We start from the raw sequence: 19,862 nt of genomic DNA on the forward strand, positions 1-19,862 counted from the left end.
CGGACACGCCTCCACGCCGGACCCGCTCAGGAGGGCGAAGGCCCTTCGAGCGGGTTGGCGGTGATCCGCGTGGCGAGGTCGTTGCGGATCGACACGGCGGCGGCGCTGCCCGGCTTGCGCCTCGCCTGGTCCTCGAAGGACGCCAGGAACTCACCGGCGAACCCCAGCCGGGGGAAGCGGGTGAGCAGCTCCGCTCGCGCGTCCGACGGGAACTGCTCGGCATGCCGCCCGACGATCTCCCAGCTCGTGGCGACCTGCAGCAGGTGCGCCTCGGGGTCGGCGGACGCGGACACGTCCGCGCGTATGTGCAAGGTGATGATCTCCTCGGCTCTGGCGGCCCGCTCGACCGGCCAGCCGGCCGCCGTGCCGAAGGCCCAGGCCAACCGGCCTCCCGCCTCCTCGAACGGCACGGTGTGGCTGTCGAAGGCCTCCGTCAGCGCGAGGTCATGCAGCAGCGCCGAGACGTAGTACAACTCCTCGTCGTAGGCGATGCGGTGTGCCGCGCCGTACATCGCTCCCCAGAAGTAGGACCGGACACAGTGGTTGAGCAGCGCGGGTGAGCAGAAACGCCTGACCACCGACAGCGCCGCCGCGGCGGCGGGAGTCTCCGGAACCATGAGCTCAGTCTCGCGTATCCGCCGGCTCCGGCCCTCGATCCTCAGCGCGTGTCGGGAGCGGGCGAGCGGCCCCCGGGTGTTCGGGGGTGGACATGAGCCCCGACGCCAGGAGGTACTGGGCCGCCAGGTAGGTGGCCATGACGACGACATCGTGCAGCGGCAGGAGCGGCAGCCCCGCCAGGCTGACGCCGATGAGGCTGTCCGACAGCAGGAAGAGCAGCGCTCCCGCGCCCGCCCGCCGGTTGACGCCCCAGGCGATCACCGCGGTGGAGACCAGCAGCAGCGAGTACGCCGCCACGGGCGCCCGCAGGTCGCCCAGGCCCGGCCAGAGCACCACGATGGCCGCCAGCCAGGCCAGGCCGTAGCCGGCCGGGATCGCGGGCGGCAGCCTGCGCAGGGCGCCCCTGCGCGCGAAGCAGGAGAGGTAGCAGACGTGGGCGGCGGCGAAGAGGGCCATGCCGGGGATGAACAGGCCGTCGATGTTCAGGCAGACGTCGCCGCCCCAGGAGAACAGCAACGCCGCCACCAGGCCCCGCGAGCCGCCGGAGGCCGCCGCCCACGCGGCCAGCAGCGGCATCAGCATCGCCTTGGTGAGGGTGTCGAACGGAGCCGCCTGCGCGGCCACCAGCGCCAGGTGCACGGCCGCACACACCCAGAACCCGACAAGCAGGGCACCACTTCGCATTCCGGGATCGTAGCGTTCCGCCGGTCCGCGCAGGGAACGGAGGAAGTCGCAGCGGGTCACGGGCTCGGGTGGAGGGGACGGCGTGAGCGGCCACTGGACCCGGCGCACGGGTCCCGTGCCGGCCGTCCATGCGCGCGCAGGGCATGCGGACGTTACCGTTGGGGGCATGATCATCTGGGTCGCTTCGTTCCCCCGATCAGGCAACACCTTCCTGCGCATCATCCTCAAGCAGCTGTACGGGGTGCGCACCTCCACCGTCTACGACGTGGACGGCGTGGCCGAGCGGCTCGGCCCCGACCTGATCGGCTTCGAGGAGCGCCCGTCCCCGATCGAGGAGATGCGCGCCTCCGAGAAGCTGCATTTCGTCAAGACGCACCGGCAGCGGGCCGGGGAGGAGGATCGCGCGATCTGCCTCGTGCGGGACGGCCGCGACTCCATCACCTCATGGGCCCGCCTGACCGGTGCGCCTGACGTCGAGGCCGGGATCCGCGCGATCATCGACCGCCGTGACGAGGCCGGAACGGGCAGCTGGGGCCGCAACGTCCTGAGCTGGCTACGTCCGCCCGCGCCCCAGCGCGTGATGCTCCGCTACGAGGAGCTGATCAGCCGGCCGCGACCGGCCGTCGAGAACGTGCTGGCCACGCTGGCGCCGGCCCTGCGGCCCCTGCCGGACGCCCGCATTCCCACCTTCGCGGAGCTCCACCGGGTCGACGGCGGCTTCTTCCGGCGAGGACACACCGGCACGCACGCGGACGAGCTGTCGGAGGAGCTGCACCAGCTCTTCTGGTCCCGCCCCGACAACGTCGCGGCCATGGAGCTGCTCGGGTACGCGCGCGACGCCTGCTAGGTGACGGCCGGCCCGGCAGGGACGCCTCAGCGGCGCAGCCGCGTCCAGGTGCCGTGCGGCGCCGACCGCAGGAGCGAGGACAGGCCGGCTTCGTCGAAGGCCAGCTCCAGGTCGGCCAGCCCTTCGGAGAAGTGGGCCCAGCCGTCGTAGTGGGCAGGGATCACCAGGCCCGGGTCCAGCACGGCCGCGGCGGCCGCGGCTCGCCGGCCGTCGAACGTCAGGGGACGCCCGTCGAACTTCGCGGGCACGCGGGCCGCCCCGGCGTGGATCAGCGCCACGTCGATGTCCGGCAGGCGGCGGGAGATCCGCGCCACGGTGCGGACGGAGGCGTTGTCGCCGCTGATGTAGATCGTGGGAAGCCCTGGACCGGACAGGACGAACCCGGTGACCTCGCAGTTGACGTGGCCGTCGGCATCACGATCGCCGTCCTCGGGGCCGTGGACGGCGGGGACCGCCAGGACGGTGAGATGGCCCTCGCCGTCGCCGCGGAGCACGCGGTGGCTGTCCCAGGGCGCGAGCCCGATCGCGGGGGGACCGAGCCGGGCCGCGGAGAGCGGGCCGGTGATGACCAGCGGGGCGGCTTCGGCGTACGCGCGTCCCCGCTCGTCGAGGTTGTCCGGATGGCCGTCGTGGCTGACCAGCACCAGGTCGATCGCGCCCAGGGCGTCCTCGGTGGCGGCGGGACCCGCCGTCTTCGTCAGGTATCCGTGCGGCCCGGCGTCGTCGAAGGTCGGGTCGCTGACGATGCGCAGGCCGCCGAGGTCGATGACGGCCGTGGGGCCGCCCAGGACGGTGATCGCACATTCCTGCCGGGGCAGCTCGGGGGTGGTCATCCGATCAGCTCCGATCGCCGCGGGCGGGTGACAGCGCGCACGCTCATGACGGCAGCTCCGTCCCGGCCTGTTCGCGCACCATGTGGTCGGCGTACCAGGCGGGCCAGTCCGGGTCCTCCGTGCCGAGGCGCGCCTCGTGCTCGCCGTGCGCGGCGGCGGCCCGGCGCAGCGCGGCCGCGAGGTCGGGGGCGGAGGCGTACGTGGTGGCCGACGGGTCGATCCGGCCCGGGAGCCGCGTGGTGACCTCCTGAAGGATCCAGCCGTTGCCGTCGGGGTCGCTGAAGGACAGGAACGAGCCGTAACTCGTGCGCCGCGGGTCCGGCCCGGGCACCCGGGCGTCGGTGCCGGCGTGGTGGAAGATGCCGCCGGCGTCGTGGAAGATCTCGCTCGGGCCGGCGCCGAGCCGGTTGAGCTCGTCGTACGCGGCGGCGATGTCGTCGACGATCAGGTGCAGCCCCTGCGCCGAGCCGGGCGCCTGGGACGTGACCGAGGTGCCGAAGATGACCGAGGCCGGCGAGCCGGGCGGGGTCACCTGCACCACCCGGAAGTCCTCACCGGTGGCGAGGTCGGCGTCGAGCCGCCAGCCCAGCCCGGTGTAGAAGTCCCTGGCCCGGTCGACGTCCGAGACCGGCACCACGACGACTTCGAGTTTCATGTCCATAATGTGCGCCTCCTGCGCTCGTGCCGGGGACCGGCACGATGGGTTCGTTGGACTCCCGCGTCAACGCACCGACCTACAGGATTATTCTCATCATCCATCGAATCAAGAAACCCCAGGTCAAATACTATTTTGCCGTAGTTCTGTATGATGTAGGTCATCCAGGTAAGGGAGGAAAGGGGTTGATATGGGCCATTCGCAGGCGGACAAGGCGGCGACCCGCGCCCGGGTCCTGCGGATCACCTCCCGTAAGATCCGCGCTGAGGGAGTCACCCGCCCGGCCATCGCGGACCTCATGAAGGAGGCCGGGCTCACGCACGGCGGCTTCTACAAACACTTCACCTCGCGCGACGATCTCATCGCCCAGGCCGCCGCCGTCGCCCTCACCGAGGGCTCGGCGAAGCTGGAACGGGCCGCGCGCGGGAACGAGCGGAGCGCGCGGGACGGTCTCATCGACGCCTATCTCGCCAGACGGCACCGCGACAGACCGGCCACCGGCTGCGCGCTGGTCACCCTGGGAGCCGCCGCGGGGCGGGGCGACGAGCGGCTCCGGCAGGCCTACGAGAAGCAGGTCCGCGCGTACCTGGAGCTGATCGAAGGCCCGGACGGCGACGGCCGGGACGCCGGGGCAGAGGCGATGCTCACCCTCGCCGCCCTGGTCGGCGCCGTGCTCATGGCCCGGGCCGTGGCCGACGAGGACCTCTCGGACGAGTTGCTCGAGACCGTCGCCCGGAGGCTCAGACAACCCGCCTCAGAAGCCTCCTGAGGCCGGCGTCCCGCGACGCGCGCCGAGCACCTCGCGGCCCCGCGGCGACCCCGGCCGGAACGTCGCGGTACCTGCCCGGCGGCAGGGCCAGCACCACGACGTCCGCCCCGGCCGCCGCCTGCGCCGCGCTCACCGCGACCGCGCCGGGCGTGACGACCTCGACGAGGAGGGGGATCCGCGAGGCCGCCCCGGAGCCCGCGATCAGGACGCGGTAGCCGGCCGCGACGGCGCGGCAGTCACGGTCTCCTCCTCCGCATCCTGACGTGGAGCACGGTTCAGGCGGCCTGGCGGAGCGGGGCCAGGGCACGGCTCCAGGCGACGACCTCGTCGAGCATGGTCACGAGGGCCGCCACCTGCCGCTCATCGGCCACGAGCCTGCTGAAGTCGCGGAAGTCGGTGAACAACGACAGGGCCACGTTGGTGCGCACGTCGGCGAGCTTCAGCTCACCGCCGATCAGTCGCAACTGCTCCGCCGCCCGGGCCCCGCCGACGCTGCCGTAGGACACGATGCCGAAGGCCTTGTGGTTCCACTCGGCGAACAGGTAGTCGATCGCGTTCTTCAGCACACCGGAGGTGGAGTGGTTGTACTCGGGCGTCACCATGACGAAGCCGTCGTAGGAGGCGATCTTGGCGGCCCACGCCTTCGTGTGCTCGTTCTGGTACTGGCCGTAGGCCGGCGGCAGGGGCTCGTCCAGGTGCGGAAGCGGGTGGTCCAGCAGGTCCACCAGCTCGAAGACGGCGTCCGTGCGCCGGGAGGCGTGCTCCAGCACCCACCGCGCCACCTGCTCGCCGTTGCGGCCGGGGCGGGTGCTGCCGAGGATGATGCCGATGCGAATCATCGCAGGGTCCTTTCAACGGATGTCTTACGGTGTGGGGTTGCCAAGGAGGCCCCGGGGCGGGCGGGAGCGTGTGAGAGTCCCGGTGGGCATGCGAACGCCCAGGGGCGATGCCGGCGGGACCTCGTCTCCGGTACCTGCGCCGACGGCGTCGAGCTGGGCTTTCCGCCGGCCTCGGTGACTTCCGAGTACTGAATACCCGCACGTGACCGGTCACTTCAACGGAACCGTGGTCACCTGGAGTGAACCGGCCAGGTCTCAGCCGAGATCGTCGGCGTCGAGGCCGGCCGCCTGGTCGAACGCGCGGCGGTTGGCGCGGAGCGTGTCCTGGTGGTCGGCCGTCCACCGGGCGAGCGCCAGGACGGGCTCGGACAGGGTGCGGCCGAACGGGGTCACCTCGTACTCGACCCTGGGCGGGACCTCCGGATAGATCACGCGCTTGACCAGCCCGTCCCGCTCCAGATTGCGCAGCGTCAGCGTCAGCATGCGGCGGGAGATGCCGGGCGCGGTCCGCAGCAACCCGGTGAAGCGCATCGGCCCCATGTCGAGCAACCCGATGAGGATCAGGCTCCACTTGTCCCCGACCCGGTCCAGCACGGACCGGAGAACGTCCGGGTCGTGATCGAGGCACGTCCTGTTCAGAGAACGCAGCACTCTGTCCGCCTCGGCCTGGTGCGACATGCGGCCCCCGCCTCCTCCGTCACCCGCGAGCGACCAGGTCACGTCGCTGTCACTCGTCAGCGCAGAGTACCTCAGTGACCAGAAGTAACCGTGGGGAGGCCTGGGTGGCTCTGGGGGACCGAGGCCAGGCCGAACGGGCGGGGCTGGCGTGCACGGTGACGCTTCCCGGCCACGGCGTGATGACGGTCGAGGACGCTGTGCGCCGGCTCGGGCTTGACGCCGCCATCCTGCGCGCCGAGCGGGAGGTCGAGCCCGAGGACAAGCCGTGACTCGACCTCGTGGTCCACTTGCCGGGCATGGTGCTGAAAGACCACCGACGAGGGGTTCGAGCAGGCGATCGGCCGCAACACGCGCAGCGCGTGTCTCACGCTCAGGCAGAGCAGCGCGCCGGCGCGCGCTCACCCGGCGGCGTACAGCCTGGCGATGCGCGCGCCGAGGTCGGCGCCGTAGTTCTCGTGGTAGACCTGGGCCGAGCAGTAGACCGGGCCGCCCTGGCGGGCCAGGGCGGGAGTCCAGACGGCGGCGTTCTCCACGCCGGGGTCGGCCATCGCCATGCCGGTGAGGGCGACGTCGTCCACGCTGACGTCGATGAAGTAGTCGCTCACGCCCTTGCGCTCGTACAGGCGCCACTGCAGTGTCGCGCCCGTCGCGCCGCTCAGCTTGGCCGTGAGGTCGACCGTCGTCCGCTGCCAGGTGTCGGCCGCGTCGGCGGTGACGTCCCGCTGCCAGACCACCTGGCCGTTGAGCAGGAGTTGCTTGACGTGGTAACCGGCCGGATGCTGCGTCCCGCGGCCGTCGCGGTGCCAGAAGCTCACCACCCGCCTGGCCGCCCCCGCGCTCAGGGTGACCTTCCGCGTCGCGCCGCATGACTCGCCGGCCTTGGTGGCCGTGCTCTTCTGAACGACGAAGCTCAGCCGTCCGTCGCCCGTGCGGGCCAGGTTGTCGGCGGCGGGGCGCGTCCACCCCTGGTCGCGGGAGACGAACGGGAGCTTGTACTGGAGCACCCCGGCGAGCTCACCGCTGCGGACGTGCTCCACGCCCTTCTTGGTGACCGCCTCGACGTAGGACACCGTCGGCTTCTGGGCGGCGTGGCTCAGCGGGTGGGCGTAGGGCATCAGGTGGACCTCGGTGCCGGGCAGCCGCTTGGCGAGCTGCCGCACCTGGTACGACAGGCTCCACGACCAGGAGGTGTCCCGGTACGGCTCGTCGCGGAAGGGGAAGATCACCCCGTCCATCAGCGGGATCTGCTCGGCGATGAACGCGTCGGTGAACTGCGCGTAGTAGACGGTCGGGACGAACTTGAGGGCGGGGCTGATCGCCCTGGCCGCAGACCGCATCTCCCCGACGTAGGCCGGGGTGAACGTCTTGAGGTCGTAGGCGTAGTCGTCCACCGTCCAGGCGACCAGGTTCGGGTGGCTCCTGGCGAGGGTGGCGATCTCGCGGGACCAGGCCACGTAGTCGTGCTTGAACGGCCGGGAAACGCAGCAGCCCTGCTGGCTCGGCGAGTACACCAGCACCCAGACGTCGATCCCCGCGGCGGCCGCGGCGGGCAGGAACTCGTCCCGCAGGTCGGTCCAGTGCACGTTGTCGCCGGCCATCGGATAGACGTAGGTGTTCGCGTTGAGCGCCTTCAGCCCCGCGATGATCGCCTTGGTGTCCACGTGCCTGATGCCGTCGGCGCGCGGCTGCTCTTCGCGCATGAGGTTGCCCGCCGTGCCGAGCGCGCCCGGGGTCGCGGCGTACGACACGCCGGGGATCATCGACAACAGCACGGCCAGGACGGTCACGAGCGCTGGACGGATCACGAGGGGTTCCTTCGGACATGATCGAGTACGGAGCCGTCAGCGTAGTCAGCGCCGGTATGTCGCCGGTATGCGCTGGCGGGGTCCCCCGCCGGCCTCGTACCGCACGGTGCGCCCCGCCGAAGGGGACATGGTCCGCCGATCGGTCATCCACAGGTGCCTGTGGTGCGCCGATCGCCTGGGGCGGGCCTCACTCCCAGCGGAACAACAGCGCCGCGACGACCCCGCCGACCACCAGGCTCGCGGTGAGGCTGAGCAGGTGGACCGCCTCGACGGGTGAGCCGCTCCACGCCGCCGACATGGACACCACCGCGGCGCCGAACGGCAGCCACTCCCCGATCGCCGCGAGCACCACGGGCAGGCTGTCGCGCCCGCCGAACATCCCGCCCAGCGCGCCGAGCAGGAAATACAGGGCCAGGCCGATGGCCACCGCGGAGTTCGGCGTGGGCGCCACCGCTGCGACGATCAGCCCGGTGGCGTACAACGAGGCCGTGGCGAGCGCGAACACGCCGAGCGCCGCGCCGGCGTCCACCGGAGGCTGGGCGCCGAACACCAGGAGCGCCACCACCCAGGCGGCCGCGACCCCGGCGGCCGTCTGCAGCACGCTGACGGCCACCTGGGCGGCCAGCACCATGGCCGGCGAGGCGGGCGTCACCGCCAGGCGTCTCAGGATCCCGCTGCGGCGGTAGTAGGCCAGGAAGCTCGGCATGTTGATGATGCCGATCGTGGCCACGACCATCGTGAACACCAGCGGCAGCACGTACACGTCGAGCGCCGTGCGGCCGTGCGCGACCGGCTGCCGCGCGGCCGACGAGGCGTTCATCACCAGGATCAGCACGGGCAGCCCCAACGGCACGATCAGGCCGGCGGTGTCGCGCGCGACCATCCTCATCTCGCAGACCAGCAACTGCATCCAGGCCCCGGGCCCGGGGCGGTGCACGGTGACGCTCGTCATCGGGTCGTCTCCTCCTCGTTGTCCAGCCGCCGCCCCGTCAGCGCGAGGAAGGCGTCGTCCAGGGTGGCCTGCTCGCTGCGCGTTCCGACGGCCACGACGCCGGCCCGCACCAGCCCCACGCTCACGGCCTGCAGCAGGTCGCCGTGGCCTTCGACGACGACTGTGTCGCCGTCCACGCGCACCTGCTCGACCCCGTCGATGCTCTCCAGCAGCCCGCCGGGCACCGGCTCGGTGGCCCGGAAGGTCACCCGCTGGGCGAATCCGACCCTGCCGACGAGCCCGGCGGGAGTGTCGAGGGCGACGACCCGGCCCGCGTCGAGCAGCGCCACCCGGTCGCACAGCCGCTCGACCTCCTCCATGGCGTGGCTGACGAGCAGCACGGTGACGCCCGAATCGCGCAGGGACTCCACGGTGGCCCACATCTGGCGGCGCGCCTGCGGGTCGAGCCCGGTGGTGAGCTCGTCGAGGATCACCACCCTGGGCCGCCCGACCAGGGCGAGGGCGATCGAGAGCCGCTGCTGCTGCCCCCCGGACAGCTTCTCGAAGCGGACGCGGCGGGATTCGGTCAGGCCCACCGACTCGATGAGCTCGGCGGCGTCCAGCGGGGCCGGGTAGAAGCTGCGGTACAGACCCACCATCTCGGCGACCGTGAGCGCGGCATGCAGATGGCTGTCCTGCAACTGGACGCCGAGGACCTGCCGGATGCGGGCGCGGTCGCGCCGCGGGTCCAGGCCGAGCACGCGGACGGCCCCTCGGTCGGGCCGCCGCAGCCCGGCGATCAGCTCCACGGTGGTCGTCTTGCCGGCCCCGTTGCGGCCGAGCAGGCCGAAGATCTCGCCCGCGCCGATGGACACGCTGACGTCGTCCACGGCGATCGTGGAACGGTACCGCTTGTGCAGGCCCTCGGCCTCGATGGCGGGCGATGATGAGAGTGCAGGCATGGCACCGACGCTAGGAGCGGGCGGGCGGGGCCCGCTCGTGCCGATGGTCAGCTTCCGTGCCCATGACTTTCGGCACCCCCGGCGCGGCGCCGCGCGACAGTACAGTGGCGGCATGCGGGGAATCGGGCCGGATGCCTGGTCGGGTCTGGTGGTGCTCCTGTTGTGCTGCGCGACGGGCACGCCGGTCCTGTTCAGCGGGGCCGACACACGCATCCCGAAGGCCATGTGGCTCGCGCTGTTCGCGATGCTCCTGGTGTGCTTCGTGGCCGCCGCTCTCTGCCACCAGCGCCGGCCCCTGCCCGCGCGGCTCTCGTACAGCCTGGGTGTCGTCCTGGGCTGGGGCATCGTCCTGACCTCGCCCGACGCCGGGTGGCTGCCGATCCTGCTGGTCTTCATCGCGGCCATGAGCGCCTACCTGCTGCCGCCATGGGCGGGGCCGGTCGTGATCGTGCTCAACTCCGTCGTCATCGCCACGACCTTCAGCCTCGTCGGCGGCGTCGCCGCGGACATCGCCATCGGCACGCTGCTCTACCTGCTGATCCAGGCGGCGTCGCTGCTCAGCACCATCGCGATCCTCAGGGAGCAGCGGATGCGCCGCGAGCTCGCGCAGGCGCACGTCGAGCTGCGCGCGGCGAGCGTCGTGCTCGCCGACTCGGCCCGGGCCCACGAGCGGCTGCGCATCGCCCGCGAGCTGCACGACCTCGTCGGCCACCAGCTCACGGCCCTCACCCTCGAACTGGAGGTCGCGCGCCATCACGACGGCGCCGGCGCGCGCCCGCACGTCGAACGCGCCAACCGGGTGGCCAGGGAACTGCTGGACGACGTGCGCACGACCGTGGGGCAGCTCCGCGCCGACGCGCCCGACCTGCGGGAGTCCCTGGCCTCGGTGGTGAGCGGAATCCCCGGCCTGGACATCAGCGTGGAGATCGACGACGACGTCCAGACCACGGAGGAACAGACCATGACGCTCATCCGCGTCGTGCAGGAGATCGTCACCAACACCATCCGGCACGCGGACGCGACCCGGCTGCGCATCGTCATCGAGCGGCGGCCGGACGACACCGTGCGCCTGACCTCCGCCGACGACGGCCGCGGCGCGTCCCGCATCGTGCCGGGCAACGGCCTGCGCGGCCTGGCCGAGCGGGTCGGCGCGATGGGCGGGGACGTGCGGCTGGACGGCAGCGACGGATTCCGCGTCACCGCCTGGATGCCGGCGTGACGATCCGGGTGCTCGTGGTGGACGACCAGACCCTCGTGCGGCAGGGCATCCGCAGCCTGCTCGACCTGACCGACGACATCGAGGTGGTGGGCGAGGCCGACGACGGCATGGCCGCCCTGGCCGCCATCGAGGAGCACGCCCCCGACGTCGTGCTCCTCGACCTGCGCATGCCCCGCCACGACGGCATCTGGACGCTCACCGCCCTGCGCGACGGCGCGGCGCAGGAGCCGCCTGCGGTGCTGGTCCTGACCACCTTCGACACCGACACGCTGGTGCTCGACGCGATGCGCGCCGGAGCGTGCGGCTACCTGCTCAAGGACGTGACGCTCGAACAGCTCACCCGGGCCATCCGCACCCTCGCCGACGGCGGCACCCTGATCTCTCCCTCGATCACCGACCGGCTGCTGCGCGCCGTGCGCCGGCGCCGCCCTGCCGAAGGCGAGGACCTGCCGCGGATCCAGCCGCTCACCGATCGGGAGCTGGAGGTCCTGCGGCTGGTGGCGGAGGGGTACAGCAACCGGGAGATCGCGCGGGCGCTGTTCCTGGCCGAGGGCACGGTCAAGAACCACGTCTCGGCCCTGCTGGTCAAGCTCGGCGCGCGTGACCGTACCAACGCGGTGCTGCGCGCGCTCCACGAGAACGTCCTGAACTGACCCGGGATCGCCACGAGCGTGGGGGCCTCGCGACGCACGGCGCGGCGTCTTCCACCAGGTGCTTCGGCCGGCCACCAGCAGGACCTTGCCGACAGGCCCGCCGGCCTCCATGAGCCGGTGCGCCCCGGCGGCGTCGGCCATGGGGACGCTCTGGTCGATGACCAGGCGAACGGCCCTGCGGGACGGCGACCTTCCGCGCGTAGCCGCCCCCGGTCAGCAGCGCGCAGACCTCATCGCCCACCTGCCGGCCGCTCACGCCCTGGCGGACAGGCCGGGTGTCCCGGCCGCCGGTTCGCGGCGTCAGCCGGTCGGCGCTGGCGCCGCCCGTCCCGCCATGCCGTCGGCCCACCGGGGTGAGGCGTCCGTGGTGTGCGACCTCGCCGCGGGGGCGGTGAACAGGGCGTCGACGAGACGGGGACCGGCAGGTGCAGGGCGAGCCGGCCTGCCCGGAAAATCGAGAAGAACCCGATGGACGTGGTCCGCCATGCTGGACCGGGCGATGGGCGCGCAAGCCCCTGCTACGGCCGGGAGGCATCGTGAGCGACAGGACCGGACTGGGTGACCGTATGAAGGGCTACGAGGCGGTCACGCGCACGCTGCTGCCGCGCCGCACCTACGCCGTGGTCCGGGTGGACGGCCGGGCGTTCCACACCTTTCTCCGGCACGCCGACCGGCCCTTCGACGAGGCGGTGATGCGTGCCATGGACGGCGTGGCGGAGGCCCTGTGCGCGGAGATGTCGGGGGCGGTGTTCGCCTTCACACAGTCGGACGAGTGCAGCGTCCTGCTGGCCGACTTCGAGTCCACCGGCACTCAGCCGTGGTTCGGCGGCGTCGTCCAGAAGATCGTATCCATCGCCGCCTCGACCGCGACCGTCGCCTTCAACAAGCGGTACGCCGTGGACGGCAGCGACCCGCACGCCACCTTCGACGCCCGCGTGTTCACCATCCCCGACGTGGTGGAGGTGGCGAACTACTTCCTGTGGCGGCAGCGAGACTGCGTCCGCAACTCGATCACCATGGCGGCGCAGGCCAGGTTCTCCCACCAGCGGCTGCGCGGCAGGTCCACCGGCGACATGCAGGAGATGCTGTGGTCCCAGCACGGCATCAACTGGAACGACTACCCCGACGGCGCCAAGCGCGGCCGGGTGTGCGTCCGCCACACCGAGGAGCGGGAGGCCGGCTGGACGGAACAGCGGACCGGCCGGCAGATCGCGGCACGAGCGCTGCGGTCCCGCTGGGCGTCCGGGGCGGCGCCGCACTTCACCGCGAAGCCGGACGGCTGGCTGGCGTCCGTCGTCCCGCCCATGCCGTCCCTCGTGCCCGACGTGGAGACATCGTGACCAGGCCGGCCGCGTCGCGTTCGAGCGGACAGGGTCATGCCAGCGGCACCCCTGCCACGTGCCGGCGCCATCAGCTCAGGCGCGGTCGCGTGCCTGTGGCACAGTTCTCACTGTGTCGTTCGACGATCTGCCGGACTGGCTGCCGGCGTGGTGTCTGACCCATCTCGGAGACCGGCCCGCCGACGTGCTGTTCCGGCAACAATCGATGTCGGCGGTGTTCGGTCTCCGCTTGGCCGGGGGTACGGACGTCGTGGTCAAGGCCCGCGACGACGACGGCCGGGCGGAACCATGCGTGGCGGCGCAGGCCCGGCTGGCCGGGAACGGGTTCCCCTGCGCCCACCCGATCACGCCGGTCGTCGGTGTCGGCCCCCTGGCGGTGCACGCGGAGGAGTTCCGCCCTGGGGGAGAGGTGCTGCACGGGGACGCGCCGGACGTCGCCGCGCGCTACGCGGAGGTCTTCGCCCGGCTGATGGCCGCCCTGGAGGACCTCGCCGTCACGCCGCCGCTGCCGAACCCTCGCTGGGTACGGTGGGATCACCCGGGCCCCGGGCTGTGGCCGCCGATCGAGTCGCTCGACGAGAAGGACCAGAGTCCCGTACCCGGCCACGTCCTGGACACGGCCGACAGGGCCCGCCGCCGGCTGCTGGCCGCCGACCTGCCGTGCGTGCTGGGCCACGCCGACTTCGAGTCGCACAACCTCCGGTGGCATGACCACCAGGTGTGGACGGTGCACGACTGGGACAGCCTGGCCTGGCAACCGGAAGCCGCCCTGGTGGGAGCCGCGAGCGCGGTCTTCCCCAAGCTGGGGCCTGCCACCCTGCCGCCGATCGAGAGCACCGAGGCGTTCCTGGCCGCCTATCAGGACGTCCGTGCCCGCAGGTTCACCGACGAAGAGCTGCAGGTCGCGTGGGCGGCCGGCCTGTGGCCGGCGGCCCACGACATCCGATGGGAAGCGCTTCACGGCTACACCGCGGTGACCGGCAGAGCGCTCTGGACGCAAGCGGCCGAACGCCTCCGCCGGGCGAACGCCTGAGGCGCCGGCGGGGCGGAGCCGGGCGACGTGCGGCGGCTGGGCGCCCTGGAGGAGGCCTGCCGGCACTGGTCGGGTCGCTGGGCGGCGGCGCGCTCTACGTGGTCACCCGTCTCGCCGGGCCGCTGCCGCGGGTGCCGGTGGTCGTGGCACTGGTGACGATCGGCGGGCTCGTGTACTGGTGACGCTCGCGGGCTCGTGCCGGGAGCACACGCCGGCCGGAGGGCGAGTCCCGGCCGAGGCCGCTTGGCAGCGGAACCCGGTCAGCCGCGTCACCGCGCGCGATAAACCCGGCGACTTCGACGATCGATCCCGGGATACTGGTCGCCCATGGATGAGGTCACATTGGTCGTCGCCCACTCCGAGCGCGCGACCCTGCGCGTCGGCGACGTGTTCCTGAAGGTGGACGGCGATCAGGCGCGCATCGACGCCGAGGTCGAGGCGATAGCGCTGGCGCCGGTCCCGACCCCGAAGGTCCTGTGGCACAAGCCGCCGGTGCTCGCGATCGCCGCGGTCCCGGGGACGGCGCTCGGCAGCCTCGGCGAGCCGTCGGCCGCGTCCCCGGCGGCGTGGGCCGCGGCAGGCGCCGCCATCCGGAAGCTGCACGACGCGCCGCTGCCGCCCCGGCTCGGCCGGGCAGGCCGGGGCATCGACGAGTTGGCGGCGGAGCTCGACGGCGAGTGCGAGTGGCTCGTGACGAACGGCGTCCTGCCCGCCGACCTGGTCACCCGCAACCGCCAGGTCGCCGAGGCCGCGCTCCGGCCGTGGACTCCGGCTTTCACCCACGGCGACCTGCAGATCACTCACGTGTTCGTCGACGGCGACGAGGTCACGGGCATCATCGACTGGTCCGAGGCGGGCCAGGGCGATGCCCTGTTCGACCTCGCCATCTTGACGCTCGGGCACGAGGAGCACCTCGGCGACCTCGTCGCCGGCTACGGCGCCGACGTCGACCTCGACGTGATCCGCGCGTGGTGGTCGTTGCGAAGCCTGGTGGTGGTTCGCTGGCTGGTCGAGCATGGCTTCGACCCGTTCGCGCCGGGTTGTGAGGTCGACGTCCTGAGGTCCCGGCTGCCATGAGAAGTCCCATGGGATGGCCGGTCGACGAGACGTAGCCGCTGAGCGGCCGATCCGCCGGCATCGCGTGGCGAAATTCGGCAGGCTGGAGCCGGCACCAGATCCCGTACGCCTCGGCGGCGGAGGAACCGGCGGCCGTCCTGCGGGGATCGCCCGGGATCCGGGCGCGTTACCCGTACGGCAGGACCTGCGCACGTGAGGCCGCCATGGTCCTCGGCCAGGCCGCGAGACTGAACAACGAGGCCCTCGCCCTGTCCGCCGCCCATCGGCACGAGCAGGCGCGCGCCCTGATCCGGCGAGCCGCCGACGCCTGCGAACTCCTGGCGGAGGAGCATCCCGGCACCTACGCCATCGAGCTGATCAACGCCGGTTGCATCGCCCTGGACGTCGCCGTGGCAGCCCCCGAACCTCTGGCACGAGCTCTGCGGCCGGCCACGGCCCATGCCGCCCCGGAACACGCCGTCCTCGGACGGAACAACCCGCGCAGGGCCGCCGACAAGGATCCGGAAGGCGTGTCCGCCCAGTTCCGGCGGCTCTCGACAGGGCCCCAGGCGTAGACGGGACCCACCGGCAGGCCTGCCGACGGCCAGAAGTGCGTCCATCCTTAATGGAACTAGTTTGCCATTAAGTCCGGCTGTCGCTATGGTTCAGCTAACGGAACTTCAGTCCCATTAACAGGAGTTGTGATGAACCGCTTCGCTCTCGCGACGGGCACCGCGCTGACCACGTTGACGCTCGCTCTGACCACCTCCGTGGCCGCCGCCGTGCCCCCTCAGGCCGGTGTCGTCCGGCAGGCGGACTGGCGGGCAGCGTGGACGGCCGCGCCGCAACGCGCCAGCACCGGTTTCGAGCCCAACTGGTCGGAGGAAGGCTTCAGCGGCCAGAGTGTGCGCCAGGTGGTACGCCTCACCACCGCCGGATCGTCGCTGCGCATCCGCCTGTCGAACGACTACGGCCCCTCGGCCGTCCACCTGACCGCAGCCACCGTGGCCCACGCCGGGCAGGGCGCCTCGGTGCGGCCCGGGTCGGTGCGGCGCCTGACGTTCGACGGCGCCTCGTCCGCCGACCTGCCCGCTCACGGCTCCCTGGCCAGCGATCCGGTGCCGCTGCGCGTCCAGCCGTTCCAGTCCGTGGCCGTGACCCTCTACTTCGCCGGCACCACCGGCCCCGCGACCTTCCACTCCCAGGCCTACGCCACCAGCTACCGGGCCCAGGGCGACCACGCCGCCGACACCGCCGCCACCGCCTTCGCCCAGGCCACCCACTCCTGGTACTACCTGTCCGGCATCGACGTCACCGGCGGCCAGGGCGCCAAGCGGAACGCCGTGGTGACGTTCGGCGACTCCATCACCGACGGCTTCGGCTCCACCAACGACGCCAACGGCCGCTACCCCGACGAGCTGGCCGAGCAGCTCGCCGCCAAGGGCCGGGCCCGGCCGGTCCTGAACGCCGGCATCGGAGGCAACCTCGTCCTGAACGACTCCGCCTGGTACGGCGACCACTCAGCCGCCCGCTTCCGCCGCGACGTGCTCGACCAGCCGGGCGTCGGTACGGTCGTCGTGCTCCAGGGGGTCAACGACCTCGGCTTCAGCGAGTCCGACACCCCCACCTACAAGCCCGCGCCCGTGGTCTCCGCCCAGGAGCTGATCGCCGGGCACCGGAGGCTCATCCGGCTGGCGCACGCCCAGGGCGTCAAGGTCGTCGGAGCCACCCTGCTGCCCTTCAAGGGCTCCGACCACTGGGGCGAGCACGCCGCCACCGTCAGCGACGCCGTCAACCAGTGGATCCGCACCTCGGGCGAGTACGATGCCGTCGTCGACCTCGACCGCGCCATGGCCGCCCCCGGCCAGGCGGACGTGCTCAACCCCGCCTACGACAGCGGCGACCACCTCCACCCGAACGACGCCGGCTACACCGTCATGGCCCGCCACATCGCCGACGAGCTGACCTCCAAGGTCATGTGACCCGCGCGAACCAAGACCCGGGCGTCCGGCCTCCCCAGCGGGGGCCGGACGCTCCGTCGTCCGCGCGGACCAGGGCCAGGCCGGTGTGGCCGGCGTGATGAGCCGGGCCCGACCACCACGCGGGCCCGCTAGCCGATGAAGTCGATGTTCGGGTGCCGCGGGGATTCGCCGTCGAACAGGTGCCGGTCCCGTCCGCGAAGGTGCAGCTCGAAGAACGCGCCGATGTAGTCCCGTTGCGCGGCCAGCGAACGGCGGGGGTCGATGGTGCCGATGACCGCCTCACGCTTCTCCGGCGCCACGCGCGCGCCGAGTTGCGGCACGATGATCTGCAGGTCGGTGTAGGCCAGGTGCGTGCTGCCGCCGCGCAGGAACAGATCCCGCTTCCAGCCTCGCTGACCGGCCCAGAACTCCGCCCAGCTGCGGTCGAACGCGGGATTGCGGTGCGTGTGCTCGAGGAGGTTCCCGTTCTCGTCGACGCCCTCGGCGCCCATCAGGAGGAACGGCCTGTCCAGGCCGCGTTTCGTGACTTCTCCCGGTATATAAGGACTTCCCGGGGGATAGCCGACCGCCGTCGCCATCGCGCCGTCCAGGTTGATCCCGGCGTCGACACGGCGATCGTGGACCATCGTCTCGCCCGCGGTGAAGCCGCCGTAGGAGTGCCCGTACGCGCCGACCCGGGACAGGCCGAGCGACCGGCCGAGCCCGCGGGGGAGCGGCCGCTTGCCCGCGTCGGGATTCTCGCCCCGGCTGATCTTCGTGAGCTGGTCGAGGACGAACCGGCTGTCGGTCACCCGGGCGTCGAGCGCCTTCTTCTCGAACGCGGGGCTCTCACCCCCGGGCACCGCGAGTTCGAGCCGCCCGCCGGGGAACTCGACCGCCGCGCTCTCGTAGGTGTGCGAGAGCGAGACGACGACGTGGCCCCGGCTCGCCAGATCGTCGACGATCGCCGTGTACGTCTCCCGCGGGCCGCCGAAGCCGGGGGAGAAGAGCGCGACCGGCTTCGGCGCGCCGTGCGCCACGGGGACGCCGGTCTCGGCCCTTCGCTTCGCCGAGGCCCAGTCGATGGAGCCCGGCGGGAGACCGAGGTAGTCGTCGCCTGCCAGCGCCTGGTCGACGACGGTGCTCATGCCGGCCGTGACCCACGGCGCCCGCGGGCCCCTGGCGGACCGGTCCGCCGGGTAGGCGACGGTGACCATGAGCTCCCGGCGCCGTTCCGGCTTCCACGGATCGGGGCGGGACGGGTCGACGAGGTGGAGGTCGATGGTGCCGACGGCGTACTGGCCGGTGAGGGCCGGCGCGGTGAGCTCGGCCTGCTCCGCCGCCACGGCGGGAGCGGCCGCGATGAGCCCGCCCGCGAGCGCGAGGCCCGCGATCAGCGCCGGACCCCGCACCACCTTCGTGCGTCTCGATGACACTGCTGGAGTCCTTCCGCGTCGGGGCGGCCCCAGCGGCCGCTTGCCTGCGAACTCTGGCAGCGTCCCGGCGTAACGCGCATCCCTCTTCGGATGGAACCCGCGCTCACCCCTGAGGGGCACGGCAGGTTGCTGACCGCCACCGGGCGGAACGGGAGGCCGGACGCGGCGTCATACTGATGCGATGCTGATCACCGAAGTCTCCCCGGCCGACGATCCGCTCGGCTCGCAGTTGCTCGCCCTGCAGCGTGCCTCCTACGCCGTCGAGGCCGAGCTCATCCAGGACGACCGGATCCCGCCCCTGCACGAGAGCCTGGACGACCTGCGCGCCCAGCCCCTCTCGTGGCTGGGCGCGATGGTCGAGGGAGACCGGCTCGCGGGCGCGGTGGCGTGGGAGGAGACGCCCGCCGAGGTGGACATCAACCGCCTGATCGTCCATCCTGACGTGCTGCGGCGAGGGATCGGCAGGAGCCTGGTCGAGGAGGTCATGGCCAGGGCGGGGGAGCGCCGGATCGTGGTGGCCACCGGGCGGGACAACGTGCCGGCTCGTGCGCTGTACGAACGGCTCGGGTTCGGCCTGCGCGGCGAGGTCGAGGTGATCCCCGGTCTGTGGATCGCGCAGTACGGGTTTCCGGCGGCCTGAGGAGTCAGGTGAGCTGCTGGAGGCGCCGGCCGGTGGCCTCGGCGACGCGGGCGCAGCCGACGACGGTGACCGGCCAGCCGCTGCGGGCCCCGGTGCCGGAGTCGTCGGCCTCGAAGGCCACGACCGAGCGGCGGGTGGTGGCCGCCGGCTCGGAGCCGGCCGCCGTACGGATGACGATGTCCTGCTCGTCCAGGCAGAAGTTGACCGGCTGCACCGCCGGCAGCGCGCGGTCGGTGAAGACGATCCGCCCGATCGGGCGTGACGGCGGCAGGCGCATGCACTCCTCGCGGGTGAGCACCTGCAGACCGGCCGAGTCGAGTTTCATGTCTTCAGCCTGCCCGCGTTCCTGGCCGGCAGGTCAGGGACGAAGGTCCCGCGACGGCCGCCGATCGCCCTCGGCGGTGGTGAGCGCAGGCTGAGGGGGCACGCCGGGGATGATCCGGTGCGGTGCCAGGGTGGAATTTCGTGTGCGAGGACCGGGGTGTGTCCGGAATCGGGCTACCCGTTCGTCACTAGGGTGACTCGTCAGCATGGCGGCAAGCCATCCGTTCGAAGGAGCCCGGAGTGAAGTACCTGATGTTCGTCTGCACCGACGCCCAGCCCGACACCGACAAGGAGAACGAGCCGGACATTCACGCGTGGGTGTCGGAGAACGACGCTCGCGGGCGGCGGTTGCAGGGCTCGGAGCTGGCCCCGGCTGCCGCGGCCACCACCGTCCGGGTGCGCAACGGTGAGTTGCTGCTGTGCGAGGGGCCCTTCGCCGAGACCCAGGAGGTGATCGTGGGCTTCGACCTGCTGGAGTGCGCGGACCTGGACGAGGCGGTCGAGATCGCCCGCACCCATCCCATGGCTCGGGCCGGGCGGCTGGAGCTGCGTCCGTTCGCGGGGCCGCAACAGTGACGC

The 19,862-nt window shown here is 72.2% G+C and carries 24 protein-coding genes; 12 read left to right on the forward strand and 12 right to left on the reverse strand.

From position 1 onward, the window contains the following. Positions 1–26: 26 nt before the first annotated feature. Together HD597_RS17500 and HD597_RS17505 are read right to left on the reverse strand one after the other, a co-directional pair. On the reverse strand, positions 27–617 hold the full coding sequence (locus tag HD597_RS17500) for an HD domain-containing protein (protein ID WP_253743461.1): 591 nt from the start codon (positions 615–617) through the stop codon (positions 27–29). Positions 618–621: 4 nt separating this feature from the next. Continuing rightward, positions 622–1,302: a lysoplasmalogenase gene (locus HD597_RS17505; RefSeq protein ID WP_253743463.1), complete on the reverse strand. Its 681-nt coding sequence runs from the start codon at positions 1,300–1,302 to the stop codon at positions 622–624. A gap of 166 nt (positions 1,303–1,468) precedes the next feature. Here HD597_RS17505 and HD597_RS17510 point away from each other — a divergent pair, with 166 nt between their 5' ends. Continuing rightward, positions 1,469–2,149, forward strand: a complete 681-nt coding sequence (locus HD597_RS17510) for a sulfotransferase domain-containing protein (protein ID WP_253743465.1) — start codon at positions 1,469–1,471, stop codon at positions 2,147–2,149. 26 nt (positions 2,150–2,175) lie between these two features. Here the strand turns inward: HD597_RS17510 and HD597_RS17515 are convergent, their stop codons facing one another. Then, complete coding sequence (locus tag HD597_RS17515) at positions 2,176–2,982, reverse strand: MBL fold metallo-hydrolase (RefSeq protein WP_253743467.1); 807 nt, start codon at positions 2,980–2,982, stop codon at positions 2,176–2,178. Between the two features lie 43 nt (positions 2,983–3,025). Beyond that, entirely contained in the window at positions 3,026–3,637 is a 612-nt protein-coding gene (locus HD597_RS17520; protein WP_253743469.1) for a VOC family protein, read from the reverse strand. A gap of 190 nt (positions 3,638–3,827) precedes the next feature. Here HD597_RS17520 and HD597_RS17525 point away from each other — a divergent pair, with 190 nt between their 5' ends. Further along, complete coding sequence (locus HD597_RS17525) at positions 3,828–4,406, forward strand: TetR/AcrR family transcriptional regulator (protein ID WP_253743470.1); 579 nt, start codon at positions 3,828–3,830, stop codon at positions 4,404–4,406. Here the strand turns inward: HD597_RS17525 and HD597_RS66740 are convergent. From HD597_RS66740 to HD597_RS17535, 3 genes are all read right to left on the reverse strand, one after another. Further along, positions 4,378–4,713 (reverse strand): NAD(P)-binding domain-containing protein, encoded by a 336-nt coding sequence (locus HD597_RS66740; RefSeq protein WP_372513373.1) that lies wholly within the window; start codon positions 4,711–4,713, stop codon positions 4,378–4,380. The genes HD597_RS17525 and HD597_RS66740 overlap by 29 nt on opposite strands. Beyond that, entirely contained in the window at positions 4,682–5,245 is a 564-nt protein-coding gene (locus HD597_RS17530; RefSeq protein WP_253743472.1) for an NADPH-dependent FMN reductase, read from the reverse strand. The genes HD597_RS66740 and HD597_RS17530 overlap by 32 nt, the downstream gene beginning before the upstream one ends. Positions 5,246–5,500: 255 nt before the next feature. Further along, on the reverse strand, positions 5,501–5,923 hold the full coding sequence (locus tag HD597_RS17535) for a winged helix-turn-helix transcriptional regulator (RefSeq protein ID WP_276082946.1): 423 nt from the start codon (positions 5,921–5,923) through the stop codon (positions 5,501–5,503). Between the two features lie 104 nt (positions 5,924–6,027). Here HD597_RS17535 and HD597_RS17540 point away from each other — a divergent pair, with 104 nt between their 5' ends. Next, positions 6,028–6,192, forward strand: coding sequence for a hypothetical protein (locus HD597_RS17540; protein ID WP_253743474.1), 165 nt, complete (start codon positions 6,028–6,030; stop codon positions 6,190–6,192). A gap of 129 nt (positions 6,193–6,321) precedes the next feature. Here HD597_RS17540 and HD597_RS17545 read toward each other — a convergent pair whose 3' ends face one another. The 3 genes from HD597_RS17545 to HD597_RS17555 form a co-directional block, all read right to left on the reverse strand. Beyond that, positions 6,322–7,728, reverse strand: a complete 1,407-nt coding sequence (locus tag HD597_RS17545) for a hypothetical protein (protein WP_253743476.1) — start codon at positions 7,726–7,728, stop codon at positions 6,322–6,324. Positions 7,729–7,915: 187 nt separating this feature from the next. Continuing rightward, positions 7,916–8,680: an ABC transporter permease gene (locus HD597_RS17550; RefSeq protein WP_253743478.1), complete on the reverse strand. Its 765-nt coding sequence runs from the start codon at positions 8,678–8,680 to the stop codon at positions 7,916–7,918. Further along, complete coding sequence (locus HD597_RS17555) at positions 8,677–9,621, reverse strand: ABC transporter ATP-binding protein (protein WP_253743480.1); 945 nt, start codon at positions 9,619–9,621, stop codon at positions 8,677–8,679. The genes HD597_RS17550 and HD597_RS17555 overlap by 4 nt, the downstream gene beginning before the upstream one ends. 112 nt (positions 9,622–9,733) lie before the next feature. Between HD597_RS17555 and HD597_RS17560 the strand changes: the two genes are divergently transcribed. From HD597_RS17560 to HD597_RS17590, 7 genes are all read left to right on the forward strand, one after another. Next, entirely contained in the window at positions 9,734–10,840 is a 1,107-nt protein-coding gene (locus HD597_RS17560; protein WP_253743482.1) for a histidine kinase, read from the forward strand. Then, positions 10,837–11,493, forward strand: coding sequence for a response regulator (locus tag HD597_RS17565; protein WP_253743484.1), 657 nt, complete (start codon positions 10,837–10,839; stop codon positions 11,491–11,493). Before HD597_RS17560 ends, HD597_RS17565 begins: the two co-directional genes overlap by 4 nt. 536 nt (positions 11,494–12,029) lie before the next feature. Next, entirely contained in the window at positions 12,030–12,833 is an 804-nt protein-coding gene (locus tag HD597_RS17570) for a tRNA(His) guanylyltransferase Thg1 family protein (protein ID WP_253743486.1), read from the forward strand. Between the two features lie 112 nt (positions 12,834–12,945). Beyond that, positions 12,946–13,866 (forward strand): aminoglycoside phosphotransferase/kinase family protein, encoded by a 921-nt coding sequence (locus tag HD597_RS17575; protein WP_253743488.1) that lies wholly within the window; start codon positions 12,946–12,948, stop codon positions 13,864–13,866. 327 nt (positions 13,867–14,193) lie between these two features. After that, positions 14,194–14,943 carry a phosphotransferase family protein gene (locus tag HD597_RS17580; protein ID WP_253743491.1) on the forward strand — a complete coding sequence of 250 codons (750 nt, stop codon included), beginning with the start codon at positions 14,194–14,196 and terminating at the stop codon, positions 14,941–14,943. Between the two features lie 203 nt (positions 14,944–15,146). Next, on the forward strand, positions 15,147–15,497 hold the full coding sequence (locus tag HD597_RS17585; protein ID WP_253743492.1) for a hypothetical protein: 351 nt from the start codon (positions 15,147–15,149) through the stop codon (positions 15,495–15,497). A 129-nt stretch (positions 15,498–15,626) separates the two neighbouring features. Then, entirely contained in the window at positions 15,627–16,904 is a 1,278-nt protein-coding gene (locus HD597_RS17590) for an SGNH/GDSL hydrolase family protein (RefSeq protein ID WP_253743494.1), read from the forward strand. A 128-nt stretch (positions 16,905–17,032) separates the two neighbouring features. Here HD597_RS17590 and HD597_RS17595 read toward each other — a convergent pair whose 3' ends face one another. Further along, a complete protein-coding gene (locus HD597_RS17595) occupies positions 17,033–18,319 on the reverse strand; it encodes an alpha/beta hydrolase family protein (protein ID WP_253743496.1) in 1,287 nt (428 codons plus the stop codon). Positions 18,320–18,500: 181 nt separating this feature from the next. Between HD597_RS17595 and HD597_RS17600 the strand changes: the two genes are divergently transcribed. Further along, positions 18,501–18,959, forward strand: coding sequence for a GNAT family N-acetyltransferase (locus HD597_RS17600; RefSeq protein WP_253743497.1), 459 nt, complete (start codon positions 18,501–18,503; stop codon positions 18,957–18,959). 4 nt (positions 18,960–18,963) lie between these two features. Here HD597_RS17600 and HD597_RS17605 read toward each other — a convergent pair whose 3' ends face one another. Then, positions 18,964–19,284, reverse strand: a complete 321-nt coding sequence (locus HD597_RS17605) for a pyridoxamine 5'-phosphate oxidase family protein (RefSeq protein WP_253743499.1) — start codon at positions 19,282–19,284, stop codon at positions 18,964–18,966. 239 nt (positions 19,285–19,523) lie between these two features. On the opposite strand from HD597_RS17605, the gene HD597_RS17610 reads away from it, so the two are divergent. Then, a complete protein-coding gene (locus HD597_RS17610; RefSeq protein WP_253743501.1) occupies positions 19,524–19,859 on the forward strand; it encodes a YciI family protein in 336 nt (111 codons plus the stop codon). Positions 19,860–19,862 lie beyond the last annotated feature (3 nt).

It is taken from the genome of Nonomuraea thailandensis (assembly GCF_024172165.1).
GTDB classification, from domain to species: domain Bacteria; phylum Actinomycetota; class Actinomycetes; order Streptosporangiales; family Streptosporangiaceae; genus Nonomuraea; species Nonomuraea thailandensis.

Excerpts from the sequence above, each read along its gene's own strand:
- HD597_RS17500 (WP_253743461.1), bottom strand. The coding sequence starts at position 617 with ATGGTTCCGGAGACTCCCGCCGCCGCGGCGGCGCTGTCGGTGGTCAGG.
- HD597_RS17505 (WP_253743463.1), bottom strand. The coding sequence starts at position 1,302 with ATGCGAAGTGGTGCCCTGCTTGTCGGGTTCTGGGTGTGTGCGGCCGTG.
- HD597_RS17510 (WP_253743465.1), top strand. The coding sequence starts at position 1,469 with ATGATCATCTGGGTCGCTTCGTTCCCCCGATCAGGCAACACCTTCCTG.
- HD597_RS17515 (WP_253743467.1), bottom strand. The coding sequence starts at position 2,982 with ATGACCACCCCCGAGCTGCCCCGGCAGGAATGTGCGATCACCGTCCTG.
- HD597_RS17520 (WP_253743469.1), bottom strand. The coding sequence starts at position 3,637 with ATGAAACTCGAAGTCGTCGTGGTGCCGGTCTCGGACGTCGACCGGGCC.
- HD597_RS17525 (WP_253743470.1), top strand. The coding sequence starts at position 3,828 with ATGGGCCATTCGCAGGCGGACAAGGCGGCGACCCGCGCCCGGGTCCTG.
- HD597_RS17530 (WP_253743472.1), bottom strand. The coding sequence starts at position 5,245 with ATGATTCGCATCGGCATCATCCTCGGCAGCACCCGCCCCGGCCGCAAC.
- HD597_RS17535 (WP_276082946.1), bottom strand. The coding sequence starts at position 5,923 with ATGTCGCACCAGGCCGAGGCGGACAGAGTGCTGCGTTCTCTGAACAGG.
- HD597_RS17550 (WP_253743478.1), bottom strand. The coding sequence starts at position 8,680 with ATGACGAGCGTCACCGTGCACCGCCCCGGGCCCGGGGCCTGGATGCAG.
- HD597_RS17555 (WP_253743480.1), bottom strand. The coding sequence starts at position 9,621 with ATGCCTGCACTCTCATCATCGCCCGCCATCGAGGCCGAGGGCCTGCAC.
- HD597_RS17560 (WP_253743482.1), top strand. The coding sequence starts at position 9,734 with ATGCGGGGAATCGGGCCGGATGCCTGGTCGGGTCTGGTGGTGCTCCTG.
- HD597_RS17580 (WP_253743491.1), top strand. The coding sequence starts at position 14,194 with ATGGATGAGGTCACATTGGTCGTCGCCCACTCCGAGCGCGCGACCCTG.
- HD597_RS17585 (WP_253743492.1), top strand. The coding sequence starts at position 15,147 with ATGGTCCTCGGCCAGGCCGCGAGACTGAACAACGAGGCCCTCGCCCTG.
- HD597_RS17590 (WP_253743494.1), top strand. The coding sequence starts at position 15,627 with ATGAACCGCTTCGCTCTCGCGACGGGCACCGCGCTGACCACGTTGACG.
- HD597_RS17600 (WP_253743497.1), top strand. The coding sequence starts at position 18,501 with ATGCTGATCACCGAAGTCTCCCCGGCCGACGATCCGCTCGGCTCGCAG.
- HD597_RS17605 (WP_253743499.1), bottom strand. The coding sequence starts at position 19,284 with ATGAAACTCGACTCGGCCGGTCTGCAGGTGCTCACCCGCGAGGAGTGC.